This is a genomic window from Parviterribacter multiflagellatus (assembly GCF_056863265.1).
Genome location: NZ_JBXPIZ010000004.1, coordinates 400203 through 416103 on the forward strand (window position 1 = coordinate 400203; position 15901 = coordinate 416103).

Annotated in this window: 18 protein-coding genes; 14 read left to right on the forward strand and 4 right to left on the reverse strand. The window is 71.4% G+C overall.

Translation table 11 applies throughout. The annotated features are described in order from the left end of the window. Positions 1–29 precede the first annotated feature (29 nt). From AC1UE5_RS11300 to AC1UE5_RS11320, 5 genes are read left to right on the forward strand one after another with little or no spacing between them, the layout of a single operon-like run. A complete protein-coding gene (locus AC1UE5_RS11300; RefSeq protein ID WP_482923215.1) occupies positions 30–953 on the forward strand; it encodes a ribonucleotide-diphosphate reductase subunit beta in 924 nt (307 codons plus the stop codon). A gap of 22 nt (positions 954–975) precedes the next feature. Continuing rightward, positions 976–1350, forward strand: coding sequence for a cupin domain-containing protein (locus AC1UE5_RS11305; protein ID WP_482923217.1), 375 nt, complete (start codon positions 976–978; stop codon positions 1348–1350). Next, positions 1347–2282: a hypothetical protein gene (locus tag AC1UE5_RS11310; RefSeq protein WP_482923220.1), complete on the forward strand. Its 936-nt coding sequence runs from the start codon at positions 1347–1349 to the stop codon at positions 2280–2282. Before AC1UE5_RS11305 ends, AC1UE5_RS11310 begins: the two co-directional genes overlap by 4 nt. Further along, positions 2279–2779 carry a metallophosphoesterase family protein gene (locus AC1UE5_RS11315; protein WP_482923222.1) on the forward strand — a complete coding sequence of 167 codons (501 nt, stop codon included), beginning with the start codon at positions 2279–2281 and terminating at the stop codon, positions 2777–2779. Before AC1UE5_RS11310 ends, AC1UE5_RS11315 begins: the two co-directional genes overlap by 4 nt. Positions 2780–2789: 10 nt before the next feature. Then, a complete protein-coding gene (locus AC1UE5_RS11320) occupies positions 2790–4772 on the forward strand; it encodes a SpoIIE family protein phosphatase (protein WP_482923224.1) in 1983 nt (660 codons plus the stop codon). An 18-nt stretch (positions 4773–4790) separates the two neighbouring features. Here the strand turns inward: AC1UE5_RS11320 and AC1UE5_RS11325 are convergent, their stop codons facing one another. The 3 genes from AC1UE5_RS11325 to AC1UE5_RS11335 all read right to left on the reverse strand — a co-directional run bounded on the left by AC1UE5_RS11325 (position 4791) and on the right by AC1UE5_RS11335 (position 6694). Continuing rightward, positions 4791–5243, reverse strand: coding sequence for a VOC family protein (locus AC1UE5_RS11325; protein ID WP_482923226.1), 453 nt, complete (start codon positions 5241–5243; stop codon positions 4791–4793). Positions 5244–5253: 10 nt separating this feature from the next. Beyond that, on the reverse strand, positions 5254–5700 hold the full coding sequence (locus AC1UE5_RS11330; protein WP_482923228.1) for a helix-turn-helix domain-containing protein: 447 nt from the start codon (positions 5698–5700) through the stop codon (positions 5254–5256). Positions 5701–5800: 100 nt separating this feature from the next. Then, positions 5801–6694 carry a cation diffusion facilitator family transporter gene (locus tag AC1UE5_RS11335; protein WP_482923230.1) on the reverse strand — a complete coding sequence of 298 codons (894 nt, stop codon included), beginning with the start codon at positions 6692–6694 and terminating at the stop codon, positions 5801–5803. Positions 6695–6845: 151 nt separating this feature from the next. On the opposite strand from AC1UE5_RS11335, the gene AC1UE5_RS11340 reads away from it, so the two are divergent. The 9 genes from AC1UE5_RS11340 to atpC are packed head-to-tail and all read left to right on the forward strand — an operon-like array spanning position 6846 to position 13930. Beyond that, positions 6846–7214 (forward strand): hypothetical protein, encoded by a 369-nt coding sequence (locus AC1UE5_RS11340; protein ID WP_482923232.1) that lies wholly within the window; start codon positions 6846–6848, stop codon positions 7212–7214. After that, positions 7211–8101 (forward strand): F0F1 ATP synthase subunit A, encoded by an 891-nt coding sequence (atpB, locus tag AC1UE5_RS11345; RefSeq protein WP_482923233.1) that lies wholly within the window; start codon positions 7211–7213, stop codon positions 8099–8101. The genes AC1UE5_RS11340 and atpB overlap by 4 nt, the downstream gene beginning before the upstream one ends. Positions 8102–8116: 15 nt before the next feature. Next, complete coding sequence (gene atpE / locus AC1UE5_RS11350; RefSeq protein WP_482923235.1) at positions 8117–8386, forward strand: ATP synthase F0 subunit C; 270 nt, start codon at positions 8117–8119, stop codon at positions 8384–8386. 22 nt (positions 8387–8408) lie between these two features. Continuing rightward, a complete protein-coding gene (gene atpF / locus AC1UE5_RS11355; protein ID WP_482923237.1) occupies positions 8409–8993 on the forward strand; it encodes a F0F1 ATP synthase subunit B in 585 nt (194 codons plus the stop codon). Next, positions 8994–9530 carry an ATP synthase F1 subunit delta gene (gene atpH, locus AC1UE5_RS11360; RefSeq protein ID WP_482923239.1) on the forward strand — a complete coding sequence of 179 codons (537 nt, stop codon included), beginning with the start codon at positions 8994–8996 and terminating at the stop codon, positions 9528–9530. A 2-nt stretch (positions 9531–9532) separates the two neighbouring features. Beyond that, positions 9533–11125, forward strand: a complete 1593-nt coding sequence (gene atpA / locus AC1UE5_RS11365; RefSeq protein ID WP_482923241.1) for a F0F1 ATP synthase subunit alpha — start codon at positions 9533–9535, stop codon at positions 11123–11125. Continuing rightward, positions 11122–12039, forward strand: a complete 918-nt coding sequence (gene atpG, locus AC1UE5_RS11370; protein ID WP_482923243.1) for an ATP synthase F1 subunit gamma — start codon at positions 11122–11124, stop codon at positions 12037–12039. Before atpA ends, atpG begins: the two co-directional genes overlap by 4 nt. Positions 12040–12057: 18 nt before the next feature. Further along, complete coding sequence (gene atpD / locus AC1UE5_RS11375; RefSeq protein WP_482923245.1) at positions 12058–13482, forward strand: F0F1 ATP synthase subunit beta; 1425 nt, start codon at positions 12058–12060, stop codon at positions 13480–13482. Between the two features lie 10 nt (positions 13483–13492). Beyond that, a complete protein-coding gene (atpC, locus tag AC1UE5_RS11380) occupies positions 13493–13930 on the forward strand; it encodes an ATP synthase F1 subunit epsilon (protein ID WP_482923247.1) in 438 nt (145 codons plus the stop codon). A gap of 68 nt (positions 13931–13998) precedes the next feature. On the opposite strand, the gene AC1UE5_RS11385 is transcribed toward atpC, so the two are convergent. Continuing rightward, complete coding sequence (locus tag AC1UE5_RS11385; RefSeq protein ID WP_482923249.1) at positions 13999–15891, reverse strand: hypothetical protein; 1893 nt, start codon at positions 15889–15891, stop codon at positions 13999–14001. Positions 15892–15901: the final 10 nt, after the last annotated feature.

Genomic DNA, 15901 nt, shown 5'->3' on the forward strand with positions numbered 1-15901 from the left:
CGCTGTCAAACAGCGTGTTCACTAGCCCGATGGCCACCCTGCTCCAGCTCACGTCCCAGGGCGACGTGGGCACGATCACGGACGAGTCCAAGCTCAGCCAGGTCAGGCTGATGAACCCGCAGCAGCTGTACGAGCTGTGGGAGCGCCAGCCCTGGAGCGCCCACGCGATCGACCTCGAGCAGGACGCTCGCGAGTGGGACGAGCGCGTCACGCAGGCCGAGAAGGACCAGCTCGCGTACAACCTCTCGGCGTTCTTCATCGGCGAGGAGCGCGTCGCCACGCAGTTCAGCGGCCTGGTGATGTCGTACGCCGACCAGGGCGAGGAGGCGTTCCTCACCACCCAGCAGGTCGACGAGGCGCGCCACGCGCAGTTCTTCAACCGCTTCTACGCGCAGGTCCTGCAGCGCGACGGCACGTTCGAGAGCCGGCTCGAGCAGGCGCGCGACGACGTCAACGACGCGTTCGTCGAGCTGTTCGACGGGCACCTCGTGCGCTCGCAGCAGCGGCTGATCGAGAACCCGCGCGACCTGGAGGCCAAGGTCGACTTCGTCGTGCTCTACCACATGGTCATCGAGGGGACGCTCGCGCTGACCGGCCAGCACTTCATGCAGTCCTACCTCGAGCGCCAGGGCTTCCTCGCCGGGCTGCTGGAGGGCTACCAGCGGATCTCGCAGGACGAGCACCGGCACGTCGCGTACGGGACGTGGTTCCTGAAGGAGCAGTGCCAGGACCCGGGCATCCGGCGCCGCGTGCAGGCCCGCCTGCAGGAGCTGATCCCGATCGCCACCGGCGTGCTCGTCCCGCCCGGCGTGACCGATCCGTTCGACTACGAGCTGCTCGGCTACCACAGCTCCGAGACGCACGAGTTCGCGTTCAAGGCGCTGTCGCGACGGCTGAAGGTGATCGGCGTGCCGCTCGGCGCGCCGGAGGAGGAAGCGGCCGCCACCGCGTAGGCCGCTCGCTACGTTGGGCGGCGTGCTCATCGGCCGACTCGATGAGGCGTCGCCCTTCATCACGAAGGACGGCTCGGAGATCCGTGAGGTCGCCGGGCCCCAGACGCTTCCCAGCCAGAACCAGTCGCTCGCGGAGGCCACGGTGCCGGTCGGCGGGCAGACCACCGCGCACTTCCACCGCATCTCCGAGGAGATCTACGCGTTCACACAGGGCGTGGGACGCATCAAGGTCGGAGACGAGGAGCGCGAGATCCGCGCGGGCGACACCGTCGTCCTCCCTCCCGGGACCGAGCACAAGCTCTGGAACACCGGGGACGTGCCGCTCGTGCTGCTCTGCTGCTGCGCGCCGGCCTACTCCCACGACGACACGATCCTCACCGAGCCCGAGCCTGCGTGATCCGGCGCCTGGCCATCGTCCTCGCGCTGACGCTCGCCGCTCTCGGGGCCGCCGCCGCGCCCTCGCAGGCGCTCGTCGTCGGCATCGCGGACCAGAAGCCGGACATGTTCACCGACGCGCGGTTCGACATGCTCGGCGTCAAGCACGCGCGGCTGAACGTCTCGTGGGACGCGATGACGCGGGCGTGGGAGGTCGCCGAGATCGATCGCTGGATGGGCCTGGCGCGCGCGAACGGCGTGCAGCCGCTGGTCTCGTTCGGCCGCTCGCGCGTCGACCGGCGCAAGCTCCCGACGGCCACGGGCTTCCGGAACGAGTTCCTGAAGTTCAAGCGCCGCTACCCGTGGGTGCGCACGTACGCGACGTGGAACGAGGCCAACCACTGCGGCCAGCCGACCTGCCACAAGGAGAAGCTCGTCGCGGCGTACTACCGCGAGCTGCGGATCGCCTGCCGGGGCTGCACGGTCCTCGCCGCCGAGCTGCTCGACATGCCGAACATGCTGTCGTGGGTCAAGCGGTTCCGGAGGTACTCGAAGGTCGAGCCGAAGTACTGGGGCCTGCACAACTACGTCGAGGCCAACCGCTTCAAGGACGTCGCGCTGAAGAAGCTGCTGCGGCGCGTGAAGGGCCAGGTGTGGCTGACGGAGGTCGGCGGGCTGGTCAAGCGCCGCAACAAGAAGCGGTACACGGTGCGGCGCATCCCGGAGTCGGTCTCGCACGCCCGCCGCGTCACGACGTACCTGTTCGACGAGCTGCTGCCGGTGAGCCCGCGGATCACGCGCGTCTACGTCTACCACTGGAACACGGCGACGCCGACCGACCTGTGGGACTCGGCGCTGATCGGGCCCAACGACCGCGTGCGTCCCGCGTTCTGGGTGCTCTACCGCGCGATGCGCACGCTGCGCGACGAGGGGTCAGCGGCCTTCCGTCGGTGAGGGTCGCGCTCCTCTCCGACACCCACCTGCCCCGCGGGCGGCGGCGGCTCCCGGACCGCTGCGTCGCCGAGCTGCGCGCGGCGGACCTGATCCTCCACGCCGGCGACATCGCCACGGTCCCGGTGCTGGAGGAGCTCGAGGCGCTCGGCCCGCCCGTGCGCGCGGTGCTGGGGAACGTCGACGAGCCGGCGCTGGCCGCGCGCGGGGTGCCGTCGGAGCTCGTCGTGGAGGTCGAGGACGCGCGCATCGCGGTGGTGCACGACGCGGGGCCGGCGCGCGGCCGGCTCGCCCGGCTGCGGGCGCGGTTCCCGGACGTGGACCTGGTCGTGTTCGGCCACTCGCACATCCCGCTCCACGAGGCGGCCGAGGGGTTCCAGATCTTCAACCCGGGCAGCCCGACCGACCGCCGCCGCCAGCCCCGGCACACGATGGGGATCGCCGACGTTCGCGGTTCGCAGGTGAACGTCGTTCATCTCGTCGTCGACCCGAAGCCTTAGAGTCGGCGCGATGCCGGCAGAGACCGACGCCTACGCGCTGCTGGACGCGCTCTTCGCGAACGCGCCAGTCGGCCTCGCCTTCTGGGACACCGAGCTGCGCTACCAGCGGGTCAACGCGGCGCTCGCCGCGATCAACGGCATCGCGCCCGACGAGCACCTCGGCCGCCGGGCCACCGAGCTGCTCGGGGAGATGGGTGAGCGAGCCGAGCGCATCCTGTGCGACGTCCTCGCCGACCGCGTCCCGCGCGTGGAGGTGCCGTTCGAGGGCGAGACGCCCGCGATGCCCGGTGACACCCGGCAGTTCCACGCGAGCTTCTACCCGGTGGTCGACGGCGACGGGGAGCTGCTGGGGTGCGCGGCGGTCGTGCTCGAGGTGACCGCCGAGCGCGCCGCCGTGAAGCTGCAGGAGGCGACGAGCGCGCTGCTGGACGCGGTCTTCGAGGCGGCGCCCGTCGGGATCGCGTTCTGGGACGCCGACCTGCGATACCGGCGCGTCAACGACGCGCTGGCGAAGATCGACGGCGTGCCGGCCGCCGAGCACCTGGGCCGGACGCCGGCGGAGGTGCTGGGCGACGAGCTCGGGAGCCAGGTCGAGGCGCTGCTGCGCTCGGTCGCGGCGCGGCGGGAGGCGAGCGTCGACCATCAGTTCCAGCGCGTGCTCCCCGGCGGGCGGCGCCAGTGGCGCAACACGACGATCTTCCCGGTGATCAACCCGCAGGGCGAGCTGGCCGGCCTGGCCGGCGTGGTGCGCGACGTCAGCGCGCAGCACGACGCCGAGCAGGAGCGGACGCGGCTGCTGCGCGAGGCGCTCGCGGCGCGGGCGGCCGCGGAGGAGGCGCGGCAGCGGGCCGACGTGCTCGCGCGCGCGGGCGAGCGGCTGGCGCTCGTCACGCGCGACTACGAGGCGACGCTCCAGGAGGTCGCGAGCTTCGCGGTCCCGGCGTTGGCCGACCGGTGCACGTTCACGCTGGTGGACGCGCGCGGCGTCGCACGGAAGGTGGCGGTCGCGCCGGAGGGGGAGGCCGGCCCGCGCACGGTGCCCCCGGCGGTGCTCGAGGTCCTCGAGTCCCAGGAGGCGCTGCTCAGCGACGCGACGATGGTCGTGCCGCTGCTCACGCGCGGCCGCACCATCGGGGCGCTGCGGATGGAGCGGACGACGACCCCGCGGCCGTTCACCGAGGACGACCTGCGGACGGCGGAGCTGTTCGCGGTGCGGGCGGCGCTGAGCGTCGAGAACGCGCGCCTGTACACGGAGCGCTCGCACATCGCGCAGACCCTCCAGCGCTCGCTGCTCCCGCCCGCGCTCCCCGACGTGCCGGGGCTGGAGCTGGCGGCGCGCTACCGCGCGGCGGGCGAGCAGAACGAGGTCGGCGGCGACTTCTACGACGCGTTCCGCAGCGGCGACGGCGTGTGGACGGTGATCATCGGCGACGTGTCCGGCAAGGGCGCGGAGGCAGCGGCGCTGACGTCCCTGACGCGGCACACGCTGCGGGCGGCGTCGCTGCGGACGCTCGACCCGATCGAGAACCTGCGGCTGCTCGACGATGCGCTGCGCGCGCAGAACGACCCCGCCGGCCGGTTCACGACGGTGCTCTACGCGCAGGTCCAGCCCGACGCGCGCGGGGCGGAGGTGACGCTCGCGACCGGCGGCCACCTGCCCCCGATGATCCTCCGCGCGGGCGGGCGCGTCGAGCGCATCCAGCTGCGCGGCGCGATCGTCGGCGCGCTGCGCGAGCCGACCTTCGGCGAGCGCCGCGTGCGCCTCGACCACGACGACACGCTCGTCCTCTTCACCGACGGCGTCGTCGAGCTGCGGCGCAGCCCGCGCGGCGGCGTCCGCTCGGGCGAGGAGGCGCTGGAGGAGGTCCTCGCCGCGAACCGCGGCGCGTCCGCGGCGGACCTCGTCGCGGCCGTCGAGCGCCGCGCGGTCGAGCTCCAGGCGGGCGACCCGCGCGACGACATCGCGCTGGTCGCCATCCGCCCGCACGCCTGACGGCCGACCTCCCGCCGCTCAGGGGTACGTGGTGCCGGCCTTGCTCTCCGCCGGCGGCTCGATGCCGGTCGCGACGCGCTGGGTCATGCGGATGTGGTTGCCCGAGTCGTCGCGGAAGCCCGCGTCGATGCCGTAGAAGCGCTCGGTCGGCGGGTCGACGAACTCGACGCCCTTCGCGACCAGCTCCTCGTACTTCGCGCGGCAGTCGTCCACCTCGAAGAAGAGCGAGCCGCCGGCCATCCCCTTCGCGACGAGCGTGTCGAGCTGGGCGGCGCTCTCGGCGTCGATGAACGGCGGGCCCGGGCGCTCGAGCAGGATGTTCAGCTCGGGCTGGTTCGGCGGGGCGACCGTCAGCCACCGCATCGGCCCGAGGTCCATGTCCTCGGTGAGCGTGAAGCCGAGGGTGTTGGTGTAGAAGTCGAGCGCGCGGTCCTGGTCGAGCACCCGGAGCGCGGTGATGATGAGCTTCATGGCCGCGACGCTATGCGCGGCGCGGGCTCACCGCTTCTCCATTCCTGCTGTCTCCGTTCCCGCCCGCCGCCCCGACCGGCCGCGTCCACTGCGCCGCCCAGCAGCCGGGGATCTGCGGCGCGTACCCCTTCCACGTGGCGCGGTAGGCGGTCGGCGTCATGCCGACCACGCGCTGGAACGCCTTCCCGAACGACCCGAGCGACTGGAACCCGACCTCCAGGCAGACGTCCGAGACGGACGTCTCGGTGTTGCGCAGCAGCTCCTGCGCCCGCTCGATCCGGCGGGTCAGGACGTACTGGTGCGGCGTCTCCCCGAACGCCGCCTTGAACCGTCGGCTGAAGTGCGCGGGCGACACGTGCGCGTGACGCGCGAGGGCGGCGACGTCGAGCGGCTCCGCGTACGCGCGGTCCACGAGGTCCTTCGCGCGGCGCAGGTGCAGGGCCTCCTCTGGCGTCACGGGCTCGATCCTACGCCAGCGCGGATGGGGTCTCGCGGAGGTGATGCGCCTTTTCGACCGTATGAGTCGAGAAGGCGCATCACCTTCGCGCGTCCGCGCTTCAGGGGTGGAAGTGGGGGAGCCGCTCGATCTCGAGCAGCCCCTGGTCGGTGTGCTCGTGGTCGACCTGGAGGGTCGTGTGCTGGATGTCGAACTCCTGCGCGAGCCGCGCCTGGAGCACGCGGCGGAGGCCGTGGCAGTCCTCGCCGGGCGCGACGACGACGTGGGCGGCGATGGCGGGGAAGCCCGTGGTGACCTCCCACACGTGGAGGTCGTGGACCTCGATCACGCCCGGCTCGGCGGCCAGCGCGCGGCCGACGACGTCCGGATCGACGCCCGACGGCGCCGCCTCGAGCAGCACCCGCGACGCGTCGCGCAGGAGGCGCCAGCCGGAGGTCACCATCAGCGCCGCGACCACGAGCGCGGCGATGCCGTCCATCTCGCGGAAGCCGGTCGCCCAGATCACGACGCCGCTCACGACGGCGGCGAGCGAGCCGTAGAGGTCGGTGAGCACGTGCGCCATCGCGCCCTCGACGTTGAGCGACTGCCGCTCGGCCCGCGAGAGCGCCCACGCGGAGCCGACGTTCGCCAGCGCGCCCGCCGCGCCGACGGCGATCACCACCACGCCCTCGACGTCGGGCGGCTCGACGATCCGCTGCCCGGCCTCCCACGCGATCACCGCGGCCAGACCCAGCAGGACCGCGCCGTTGATCTGCGCCGACAGGATCTCCGCGCGCCCGAGCCCGAACGTGAACGGCCCGCGCGGCGGCCGTGCCGCCAACCGGGCCGCGACGAGCGCCAGCGCGATGGCTCCCGCGTCGGTGAGCATGTGCGCGGCGTCCGAAAGCAACGCCAGCGAGTCGGCCAGGACGCCCGCCACGACCTCGACGGCCATGAAGCCGACGACGATCGCCAGCGCGATCGACAGCCAGCGCCGGTCGGCGTCCGGGGACACCGCATGGCTGTGCCCGTGGCCGTGATCGTGGGAATGCCCGTCGTGATGGTGCGTTTCAGGTGTCACAAACGTGTTACAAAGTCGTCAGGGCCGCTATATTCCCAGCCCCGCTCCCGGGTTGGCATCGACGGAGCGGCTCGTCCCTCTCTTCATGCCCTTCCTGCGGAACATCGATCTTGTCCTGCTCGCGCTCGCGCTGCCGCTGTTCCTGGTGGCCGGCATCGACGTGCTGGGCTGGGTCGCGGGCGCCGCGGTCTGGGCCATGTGGCGCGGGATCGGTGAGTGGGCGGAGCGCCGCGCGGCGGCTGCCACCACCCCGAAGGAGACCGCCGGCGTCGTCGCCGGATCGATGGTAGGGCGCGGATGGCTCCTGGGGCTTATGCTCCTGGCCGCCGGCCTCGCCGCAGGCAAGGACGTCGGCCTCGCAGCCGCGGTCCTGTCCTTCGCGCTCTTCACCGTCCACCTGACCTCCAAGCTCGTCCTGCGCTCTACCGAGCCGCAGCGACCCACCACCACATGACCTCACGACGGAACCTCGTCCTCCTTGTCCTGCTGGTCTGGCTCGTGCCGGCCGTGCTGCTCGGGATCATCTTCGGGTCGGACGGGCGCAACGACGCCTTCCAGCCGACCGAGGAGTTCCGGCTGGACGACTGGATCGACCTCGGCCTCCTCAGCATCAACAAGGCCGTCCTGTACCTCCTCATCGCGTGCATCCTCACCGCGGTGTCGGTGCTCTACATCGCGAACAAGATGGAGCAGCGGCCCAACCGCGTGCAGACCGCGGTCGAGACGCTCTACGTCTTCATGCGCGACAACCTCGCGCGGGGGAACATGGACGAGGCGATGGCGCGGAAGTGGTTCCCGTTCTGCGGGACGCTCTTCCTCTTCATCTGGTTCTCGAACCTGATCGGCTACATCCCCCTGCCGACCAACACGCACGAGAAGGTCGACGTGTTCGGCCTGGAGATCCCGTCGTTCGCGCTCTACGCCGCGACGGCCAACATCTCGGTGCCGCTCGTCCTCACCCTCATGGTCTGGTTCGCCTACCACTTCGAGGGCATCCGGGTGCAGGGTCCGGTCAAGTACCTCAAGAGCTGGGTCCCCGCGGGCGTCACCGGCCCGGCGGTCGGCCCGATCTTCCTGATCGAGGTCATCTCGCACTTCGTCCGGATCATCTCGCTCAGCGTCCGACTCTTCGCGAACATCCTCGCGGGACACCTCCTGATCCTCTTCATGGCCGGCGGTCTCGGCGTGATCCTCGGCCTCTCGGCCCTCGGTTGGATCACCCTCCCGATCGCGATCGCGTTCTTCCTGTTCGAGGTGGGCCTGGTCGCGACGCTGCAGGCCTTCATCTTCGCCACCTTGACCGCCATCTACCTCGGGGGCGCGACCTCCGAGCACCACTAGGAGTCACGAAGTCACATGGACCTTCTCGCGCTGTTCCTCCCGCTCGCCCAGGCGGCCGACCCGACCGACGGGCTCAAGGCCATCGCGCTGGGTGTCGGCGCGGGCCTCGGCACGATCGGCCCGGGCATCGGCGTCGGCTACATCTTCGGCAAGGTCATCGAGTCCGTGACCCGTCAGCCCGAGATGCGTGACGAGATCACCTCGATCCAGTGGCTGGGCTTCGCACTGACCGAGGCGATCGTCTTCTACGCGTTCATCTTCGGCCTGATCGCCTTCTTCCTCTAGGCCGAACGCACTTCACGACCACGTGAACACGCTGCTCAACACCATCATCCTCGCCACCGCTGAAGGCGGCGGCGAGGAGGAGGGCGGCTCCTTCCTCGTCGAGCCGGGCCTGGGCCTGATGATCTGGACGCTGATCGCGTTCGGCATCACGCTCTACGTCCTGGCGAAGCTCGCGTTCCCGCGCATCGGTGAGGCCCTCGACAAGCGCCAGAAGGCGATCGAGGAGTCCATCGACGTGGCGGATCGCACCAAGGCCGAGGCCGAGGAGCTCCTGGCGGAGTACCGCCAGCGCCTCCACGACGCCCGCCAGCAGGCGGAGGAGATCGTCGCGCGCTCGCGCAAGGCGGCCGAGACGAACGAGCGCGACTCGCTCGAGCAGGCTCGCAAGCAGCGCGAGGAGCTCATGGCGCAGACGCGCCGCGACATCGAGGCCGAGACCCGTCGCGCGATCCAGGAGATCCGCAACGAGGTCGCCGACCTCACCGTCCTCGCGACGGAGAAGGTCACGCGCAAGGCGCTCACCGAGGAAGATCAGCGCCGCCTCGTCGAGGAGGCCCTGGCCGACCTCGACTTCGACGCGCTGGCCGGCGACGGGAAGGCGCGGTAGATGGAGGAGATCGCCGAGGTCTACGCCCGGTCGCTGTTCGAGGTCGCCAAGGACGACGGCAAGCTCGACACCGTCCGCGAGCAGCTCGGCCAGGTGGCCGACGCCCTCGCGGAGAACCGTGAGCTGCAGGTCTTCTTCTTCTCGCCGTACTTCTCGTCGGACGAGAAGGTCGAAGGCCTGTCCAAGGCGATCTCCGACGCCGACGAGACGGTGGCGAACTTCCTCGCCCTCCTCGTCGAGAAGCACCGCATGCCTGCGCTCTTCCGGATCCGCCAGCGCTTCGAGGCGCTCTGGCAGGAGGAGAACAAGATCCTGCCGGTGCAGATCACGTCGGCCATCGAGCTCGACGAGCAGACCGTCTCGAACATCGGCGCCCGCATCGGGGAGCGCACCGGCCGCAAGGTCGAGCTCCGCAGCGACGTCGATCCCAACATCCTCGGGGGCATCGTCCTCCAGGTCGGCAACAACGTCCTGGACGCCTCCATCCGCAATCGCCTCGAGAACCTTCGAAAGCACGTCGCAAGGGGCACCGCCTGACCATGCAGATCAAGCCCGACGAGATCACCTCGATCCTCAAGTCCCGCATCCAGGGGCTCGACGACCAGTCCGCCGAGCTGACCGAGGTGGGCACCGTCCTCTCCGTCGCCGACGGCATCGCCCGCGTCCACGGCCTCGAGAACGCCCAGTCGTTCGAGATGCTGTCGTTCCCGCACGACGTCACCGGCCTGGCGCTGAACCTCGAGTCCGACAACGTCGGCGTCGTGCTGTTCGGCGAGTGGGACAAGATCGTCGAGGGCGACACGGTCAAGCGGACCGGCAAGCTCCTCGAGATCCCGGTGGGCGACGCCCTCCTGGGCCGCATCGTCGACCCGCTGGGCAACCCGCTCGACGGCAAGGGCGACATCGAGACGACCGAGTTCCGGCCGGCCGAGTTCAAGGCCCCGGGCGTCGTCCAGCGCCAGCCGGTCACCGAGCCGCTCCAGACCGGCCTGAAGGCCGTCGACTCGATGATCCCGATCGGCCGCGGCCAGCGCGAGCTGATCATCGGCGACCGCCAGACCGGCAAGACGGCGATCGCGATCGACACGATCATCAACAACAAGGACTCGGGCCTCATCTCGGTCTACGTCGCGATCGGCCAGCGCATGGCCACCGTCGTGGCGCTCGCCGAGACGCTGGCCGAGGCCGGCGCGCTCGACAACACGATCATCGTGGCGGCGGGTGCCGACGAGGCCGCGCCGATCAAGTTCATGGCCCCGTACGCGGGTGCCGCGATGGCCGAGTACTTCCTGTACAAGGGCGGCCACGCCCTGTGCGTGTACGACGACCTCACCAAGCACGCGTACGCGTACCGCCAGATGTCGCTCCTGCTCCGCCGCCCGCCGGGCCGCGAGGCGTACCCGGGCGACGTCTTCTACCTGCACAGCCGCCTGCTCGAGCGTTCGGTCAAGCTGAACGACGACCTCGGCGGCGGCTCGATGACGGCGCTGCCGATCATCGAGACGCAGGCGGGCGACGTGTCGGCGTACATCCCGACGAACGTCATCTCGATCACCGACGGCCAGATCTTCCTCGAGCCGAAGCTCTTCTTCTCCGGCGTGCGCCCGGCCATCAACGTGGGCATCTCGGTGTCCCGCGTCGGCGGCAACGCGCAGATCAAGCCGATGAAGAAGGTCGCCGGCCGCCTGAAGCTCGACCTCTCGCAGTACCGCGAGCTGGAGGCCTTCGCGCAGTTCGGGTCCGACCTCGACCCCGACACCCAGGCCACGCTGGCCCGCGGTGAGCGCCTCGTGAAGACGCTCAACCAGGGCGAGCGCCAGCCGGTGCCGGTCGGCGAGCAGGTCGCGGTCATCTACGCCGCCACCAACGGCTACCTGGACCGCGTGAACGTGGACCGCGTCGAGGAGTTCAACGTCGCGCTCCAGCAGCGTCTGCGCTCCGAGTCCGCGGACCTGATCGCGAAGATCGCCGACGGCAACTGGGACGACTCCACGGTCGAGGCCCTCGAGGGCAAGATCAAGGAGTTCGCCGAGGACTTCGGCTACGACCTCGACGAGGACGGCCAGCCGATCACCGACGCCACCGACGACGCGCCGCGCCGCAGCGAGGAGCGGGAGGCTCAGCCCGCGTGAGCTCCCAGCGGGACGTCCAGAATCGCATCGGCTCGATCAAGAACATCGAGAAGATCACCCGTGCGATGGAGATGGTCGCGGCGGCGCGCCTGCGCCGGGCCGAGCAGCGGATCGCCGCGCTCCGCCCGTACGCGGGCGCGATCCGGCGGATGACGCGGCAGGCGGCCGAGGCCGCCGGCAGCGAGATCTCCAGCCTGCCCGTCCTGCAGCAGCACGACAGCGAGGAGACCGTCGCGCTGCTGCTGGTCACGGGTGACCGCGGCCTCGCCGGCGCGTTCAACTCGCAGATCCTCCGCGCGGGTCTCCGCGCGGCCGCCCAGCACGAGGAGGAGGGCCGCAAGGTCGTCTTCTACGCGTCGGGCCGCCGCGGCGTGTCGACCCTGACGTTCCGCAAGCGCGAGCCGGCCGGGGCCTACACGGGCTTCACCGACCGGCCCGCGTACGCGAACGCGCGGGAGATCGCCGACGACCTCACGGCCGCCTTCGTGGACGGCGAGGTCGATCGCGTCGAGATCTTCTACAACGGCTACGTGTCCCCGCTGACGCAGGAGGTGCGTCGCGAGACGCTGCTCCCGCTCCAGCAGGCCACGATCCTCGACGAGAACGAGGAGAACGGCGGGGGCGACGGGAACGGCTCCGAGGAGGGCAAGAAGCACGCCCTCGTCGAGTACGAGCCCGACCCCGCGGAGATCCTCGGGCGGCTCGTGCCCCAGTACGTGGAGATCTCGATCTTCCGCGCGCTGCTCGAGTCGACCGCGTCCGAGCACGGCGCGCGCATGACCGCGATGCGCAACGCGTCGGAGAACGCCGGAACGCTGATCGACGACCTCACGCTCGAGATGAACCGCGCCCGCCAGGCCGAGATCACGCAGGAGATCATGGAAGTGGTCTCCGGAGCCAACGCCCTTTCGTAACGGAGAACCTGACTGACCATGGCTGCAACTGCCGAGCCGCAGACCGCGAAGAACGTCGGCCGGATCGAGGAGATCCAGGGCGTCGTCATCGAGGCGGTCTTCCCCGAGAAGCTCCCTGAGATCAACAACGCGATCACGGTCGCGACGAAGGATCAGGAGGGCAACGACTTCGAGCTCGTCTGCGAGGTGCAGCAGCACCTGGGCGACGAGCGCGTCCGCGCGGTCGCGATGGACTCCACGGACGGCCTCGCCCGTGGCATGGAGGTCGTCGACCGCGGCGCCCCGATCGAGGTGCCGGTCGGCCGCGCGACCCTCGGCCGCATCTTCAACCTGCTCGGCGAGCCGATCGACCTCGGCGACCCGGTCCAGGCGGACGAGAAGTGGGCGATCCACCGCGACGCCCCGACCGTCGAGAACCTGACCCCGACCACCGAGATGTTCGAGACGGGCATCAAGGTCGTCGACCTCCTCGCGCCGTACGCGAAGGGCGGCAAGGTCGGCCTGTTCGGCGGCGCCGGCGTCGGCAAGACGGTCCTCATCCAGGAGCTCATCAACAACCTCGCGCAGGAGCACGGCGGTCTGTCCGCGTTCTGCGGCGTGGGTGAGCGCTCGCGCGAGGGCAACGACCTCTGGCTCGAGATGAAGGAGTCGGGCGTCATCGACAAGACCATGCTCGTCTTCGGCCAGATGAACGAGCCCCCCGGGGCGCGCATGCGCGTGGCGCTGTCCGGCCTGACGATGGCGGAGTACTTCCGCGACGTCGAGGGCCAGGACGTGCTCCTCTTCATCGACAACATCTTCCGGTTCGTGCAGGCCGGCTCCGAGGTCTCCGCGCTTCTGGGCCGCATGCCGTCGCAGGTCGGCTACCAGCCGACGCTCGAGACCGAGATGGGCCAGCTGCAGGAGCGCATCACCTCGACGCGCAAGGGCTCGGTCACGTCGGTGCAGGCGATCTACGTCCCGGCGGACGACCTCACCGACCCGGCTCCGGCGTCGGTGTTCGCCCACCTCAACGCGACGACCGTGCTCTCGCGCTCGATCTCCGAGAAGGGCATCTACCCGGCCGTCGACCCGCTCGACTCGACCTCGACGATCCTCAAGGCCGACATCCTCGGCGAGGAGCACTTCACGGTCGCGAACCGGGTCAAGGAGATCCTGCAGCGCTACAAGGAGCTCCAGGACATCATCGCCATCCTCGGCATCGACGAGCTCTCCGACGAGGACAAGCTGATCGTCGGTCGCGCCCGCCGCATCGAGCGCTTCCTGTCGCAGCCGTTCCACGTCGCCGAGCAGTTCACCGGCACCCCCGGTGCGTACGTGCCGATCGGCGAGACGATCCGCGGCTTCAAGGAGATCCTCGACGGCCAGCACGACGACATCCCCGAGTCGGCGTTCCTGCTCAAGGGCACGATCGACGACGTCGTCAACTCGGTCAAGAAGTAGCTGACGGCTGATGGCCTCGCACGAGACGTTCAAGGTCGAGGTCCTCACCCCCGAGGGTGAGGTCTTCAACGACGAGGTCCAGCAGGTGTCCACCCGCACGGGCGTGGGCTCGGTCGGCATCCTCGCGCGGCACCAGCCGCTGCTGGGCATGCTCGAGCCCACCGAGCTGCGCCTCTACAAGAGCGAGTCGGACGTCGTCCGGTTCGCCCAGGGCGAGGGCTACGTGCAGGTGTCGCCCGAGGGCGTCCTGCTGCTGGTCGAGGAGGCCGTCGACCCGGACTCGCTCGACCAGGCCGAGCTCGAGGAGAAGCTCCGCGCCGCCGAGGACGAGCTGTCCTCCGCCGAGGAGGACTCCGAGGCCGCGCGCCGCGCCGCCCGCGACAAGAAGCGGTGGGAGGCCTTCCTCCGCGTCGCGCGCGGCGAGGAGAGCGTGGCCGGCGCCCGCTAGCGCCTCGCACGCCACCTAGCCGTACCGAGGGCCGCGCAGCTGCGCGGCCCTCGCTCGTTCGTGGGACGCTAGCGGCGCCGGATGGTGACGCGGAGCGTCGTCGTGATCGGCGCGACGGTCGCGCCCGTCAGCTCGACGGTGACGCGCCGCGCATGGCCGGTGCGCAGGAGCGTGCGGTGGCGGCGGGCGATCGCCACCGTGATGGTCTTGGCGGTGCCGGCGGCGAGGCGGAACGTGCGAGCGCCGAGGCGGCGCTTGGTCGAGCGGTCGCGCAGGGCGACGGTGCCGGCGCAGGCCGGGCCGCCGCTCGCGCAGGTGACGCGCAACGTCGCGCGGGTGCGCGTGAGCTTCACCGCGGCACGGTCGACGGTCGCCTTGCCGGCGAGGCGCCGTGGCCCGCTCGCCCCCGGCTTCGGCCCGGCGCCCGGCGTCGGCGCGCCTGGCGCCGTGCCGCCGGGGACGGGGCCGGCGGTCCCGCCGCCCGGCGTCCCGCCGCCTGCCGGGGGCGCGGGCGTGTCGTCGCCGATCTGCAGCAGCCGCCCGAACGCCTCCTGCTTGCCCTGCATGAGGCCGCCCGTACCCGGCGCGCCCAGCCACAGCGCCGCGAGCGTGTCCGCACCTGTAGGGACGAGCACCGGCCAGCTGCCGTCCGACGCGTCGTCGCCGTCAGGCCCGGTCACCGCGAGCCGAGCGCCCTGCGCGGGGAGGAGCGGCGCGAGCGCTGGATCCGCCAGCTGCGCGTAGACCTCCATCTCGTCGCCGCCGAACGGGGCGCCGGGGTACGCCGCGCCGGCGATCACGTTCCATCCCGCCAGCGGCGCCACCGCCGGGGTGTAGGTGCCGACGCTCGCGTCGCCGTCGACGCCGGTGCGGGTGACGCGCCGGTCGGCCGTCGCGCCGAGCTCGTCGAGGTCGGCGTCGAGGCGCTGCGCGTACAGCTCGGTCTCCGTCGGCGCCATTCCGCCGGTGCCGGGTGCGGTGCTCCAGGCGACGACGATCTCGCCGGTCCCCGGCGCGACGGCGAGCGCCTGGTGGCCGATGTTCGTGCGGGTCGCGGGATCCGCGGTCTGCGAGACCGTCAGCGGCGAGCTCACCGAGCCGTTGGGGTGGACGTGGCGGGCGAAGACCTCGGACTTCTCGGGCGCCCACCCGGGCCCGCCGGGCTTCTCGACCGTGGTCAGCACGTAGCGGTCGGTCCCCGGGTGGTGGACCACGGCCGGCCTCGCGGCGCCGGTCTTCAGGTCGTTCTCCGCGCCGCGCGCGGCGAGCGGCAGCTGCGCGCCGGAGCCGATGTTGCCGAGCGTGCCGTCGACGACCCGGCCGCGCACGTACTCCTTGTAGCCGCCCGGCGGGGGCAGCAGGACGTCGACCGTCCACGCCACGAGCGCCTCGCCGCTGGCCTCGTCGACGGCCACGTCGGGCGCGGACGCGAGCTGGTCGACCGCGCCGACGCCGCTCTCGGACAGCCGCACGTCCTCTGGCGCGTGCAGGCGTGCTCCGGCTGCCGAGATCCGGTTGGCGAAGATCTCGACGTCCGCGACGTTCAGCGGCGCGGCGTTGGACTGCCAGACGACGATCCACTCGTCCCGCTGCGGGTTGAAGGCGACCTTCGGGCGTGTCGCGTCGCGCGTGTCGTCCCCGGCGCCTTGAGAGACGGGGAACGCGGCGCCGAGCGGCCGGAGGTCTGGGCCGAGCAGCCGGCCCATGATCGTCTGCTTGGACTTCCCGGGCCCGGCGGGCGTGCGCGCCGTGAAGACGAGCAGGATGCGCCCGGTCTCAGGATCGCGCGCCGCGTCCGGGTCCGCGACCTGCTCCCCGGCCACGGCGTCGCTGCCGGTGTTCGTGAGGCGCTGGAGGTCGCTTGCGGGGAGGAGCGCGGGGTCCGCCGCCGCGGCGGCGGGGACGAGGCCGGCGGCGAGGACGGCGGCGAGCGGGGGGAGGAGGCGCGTCGGGCGTGGCATGCGCCCACCC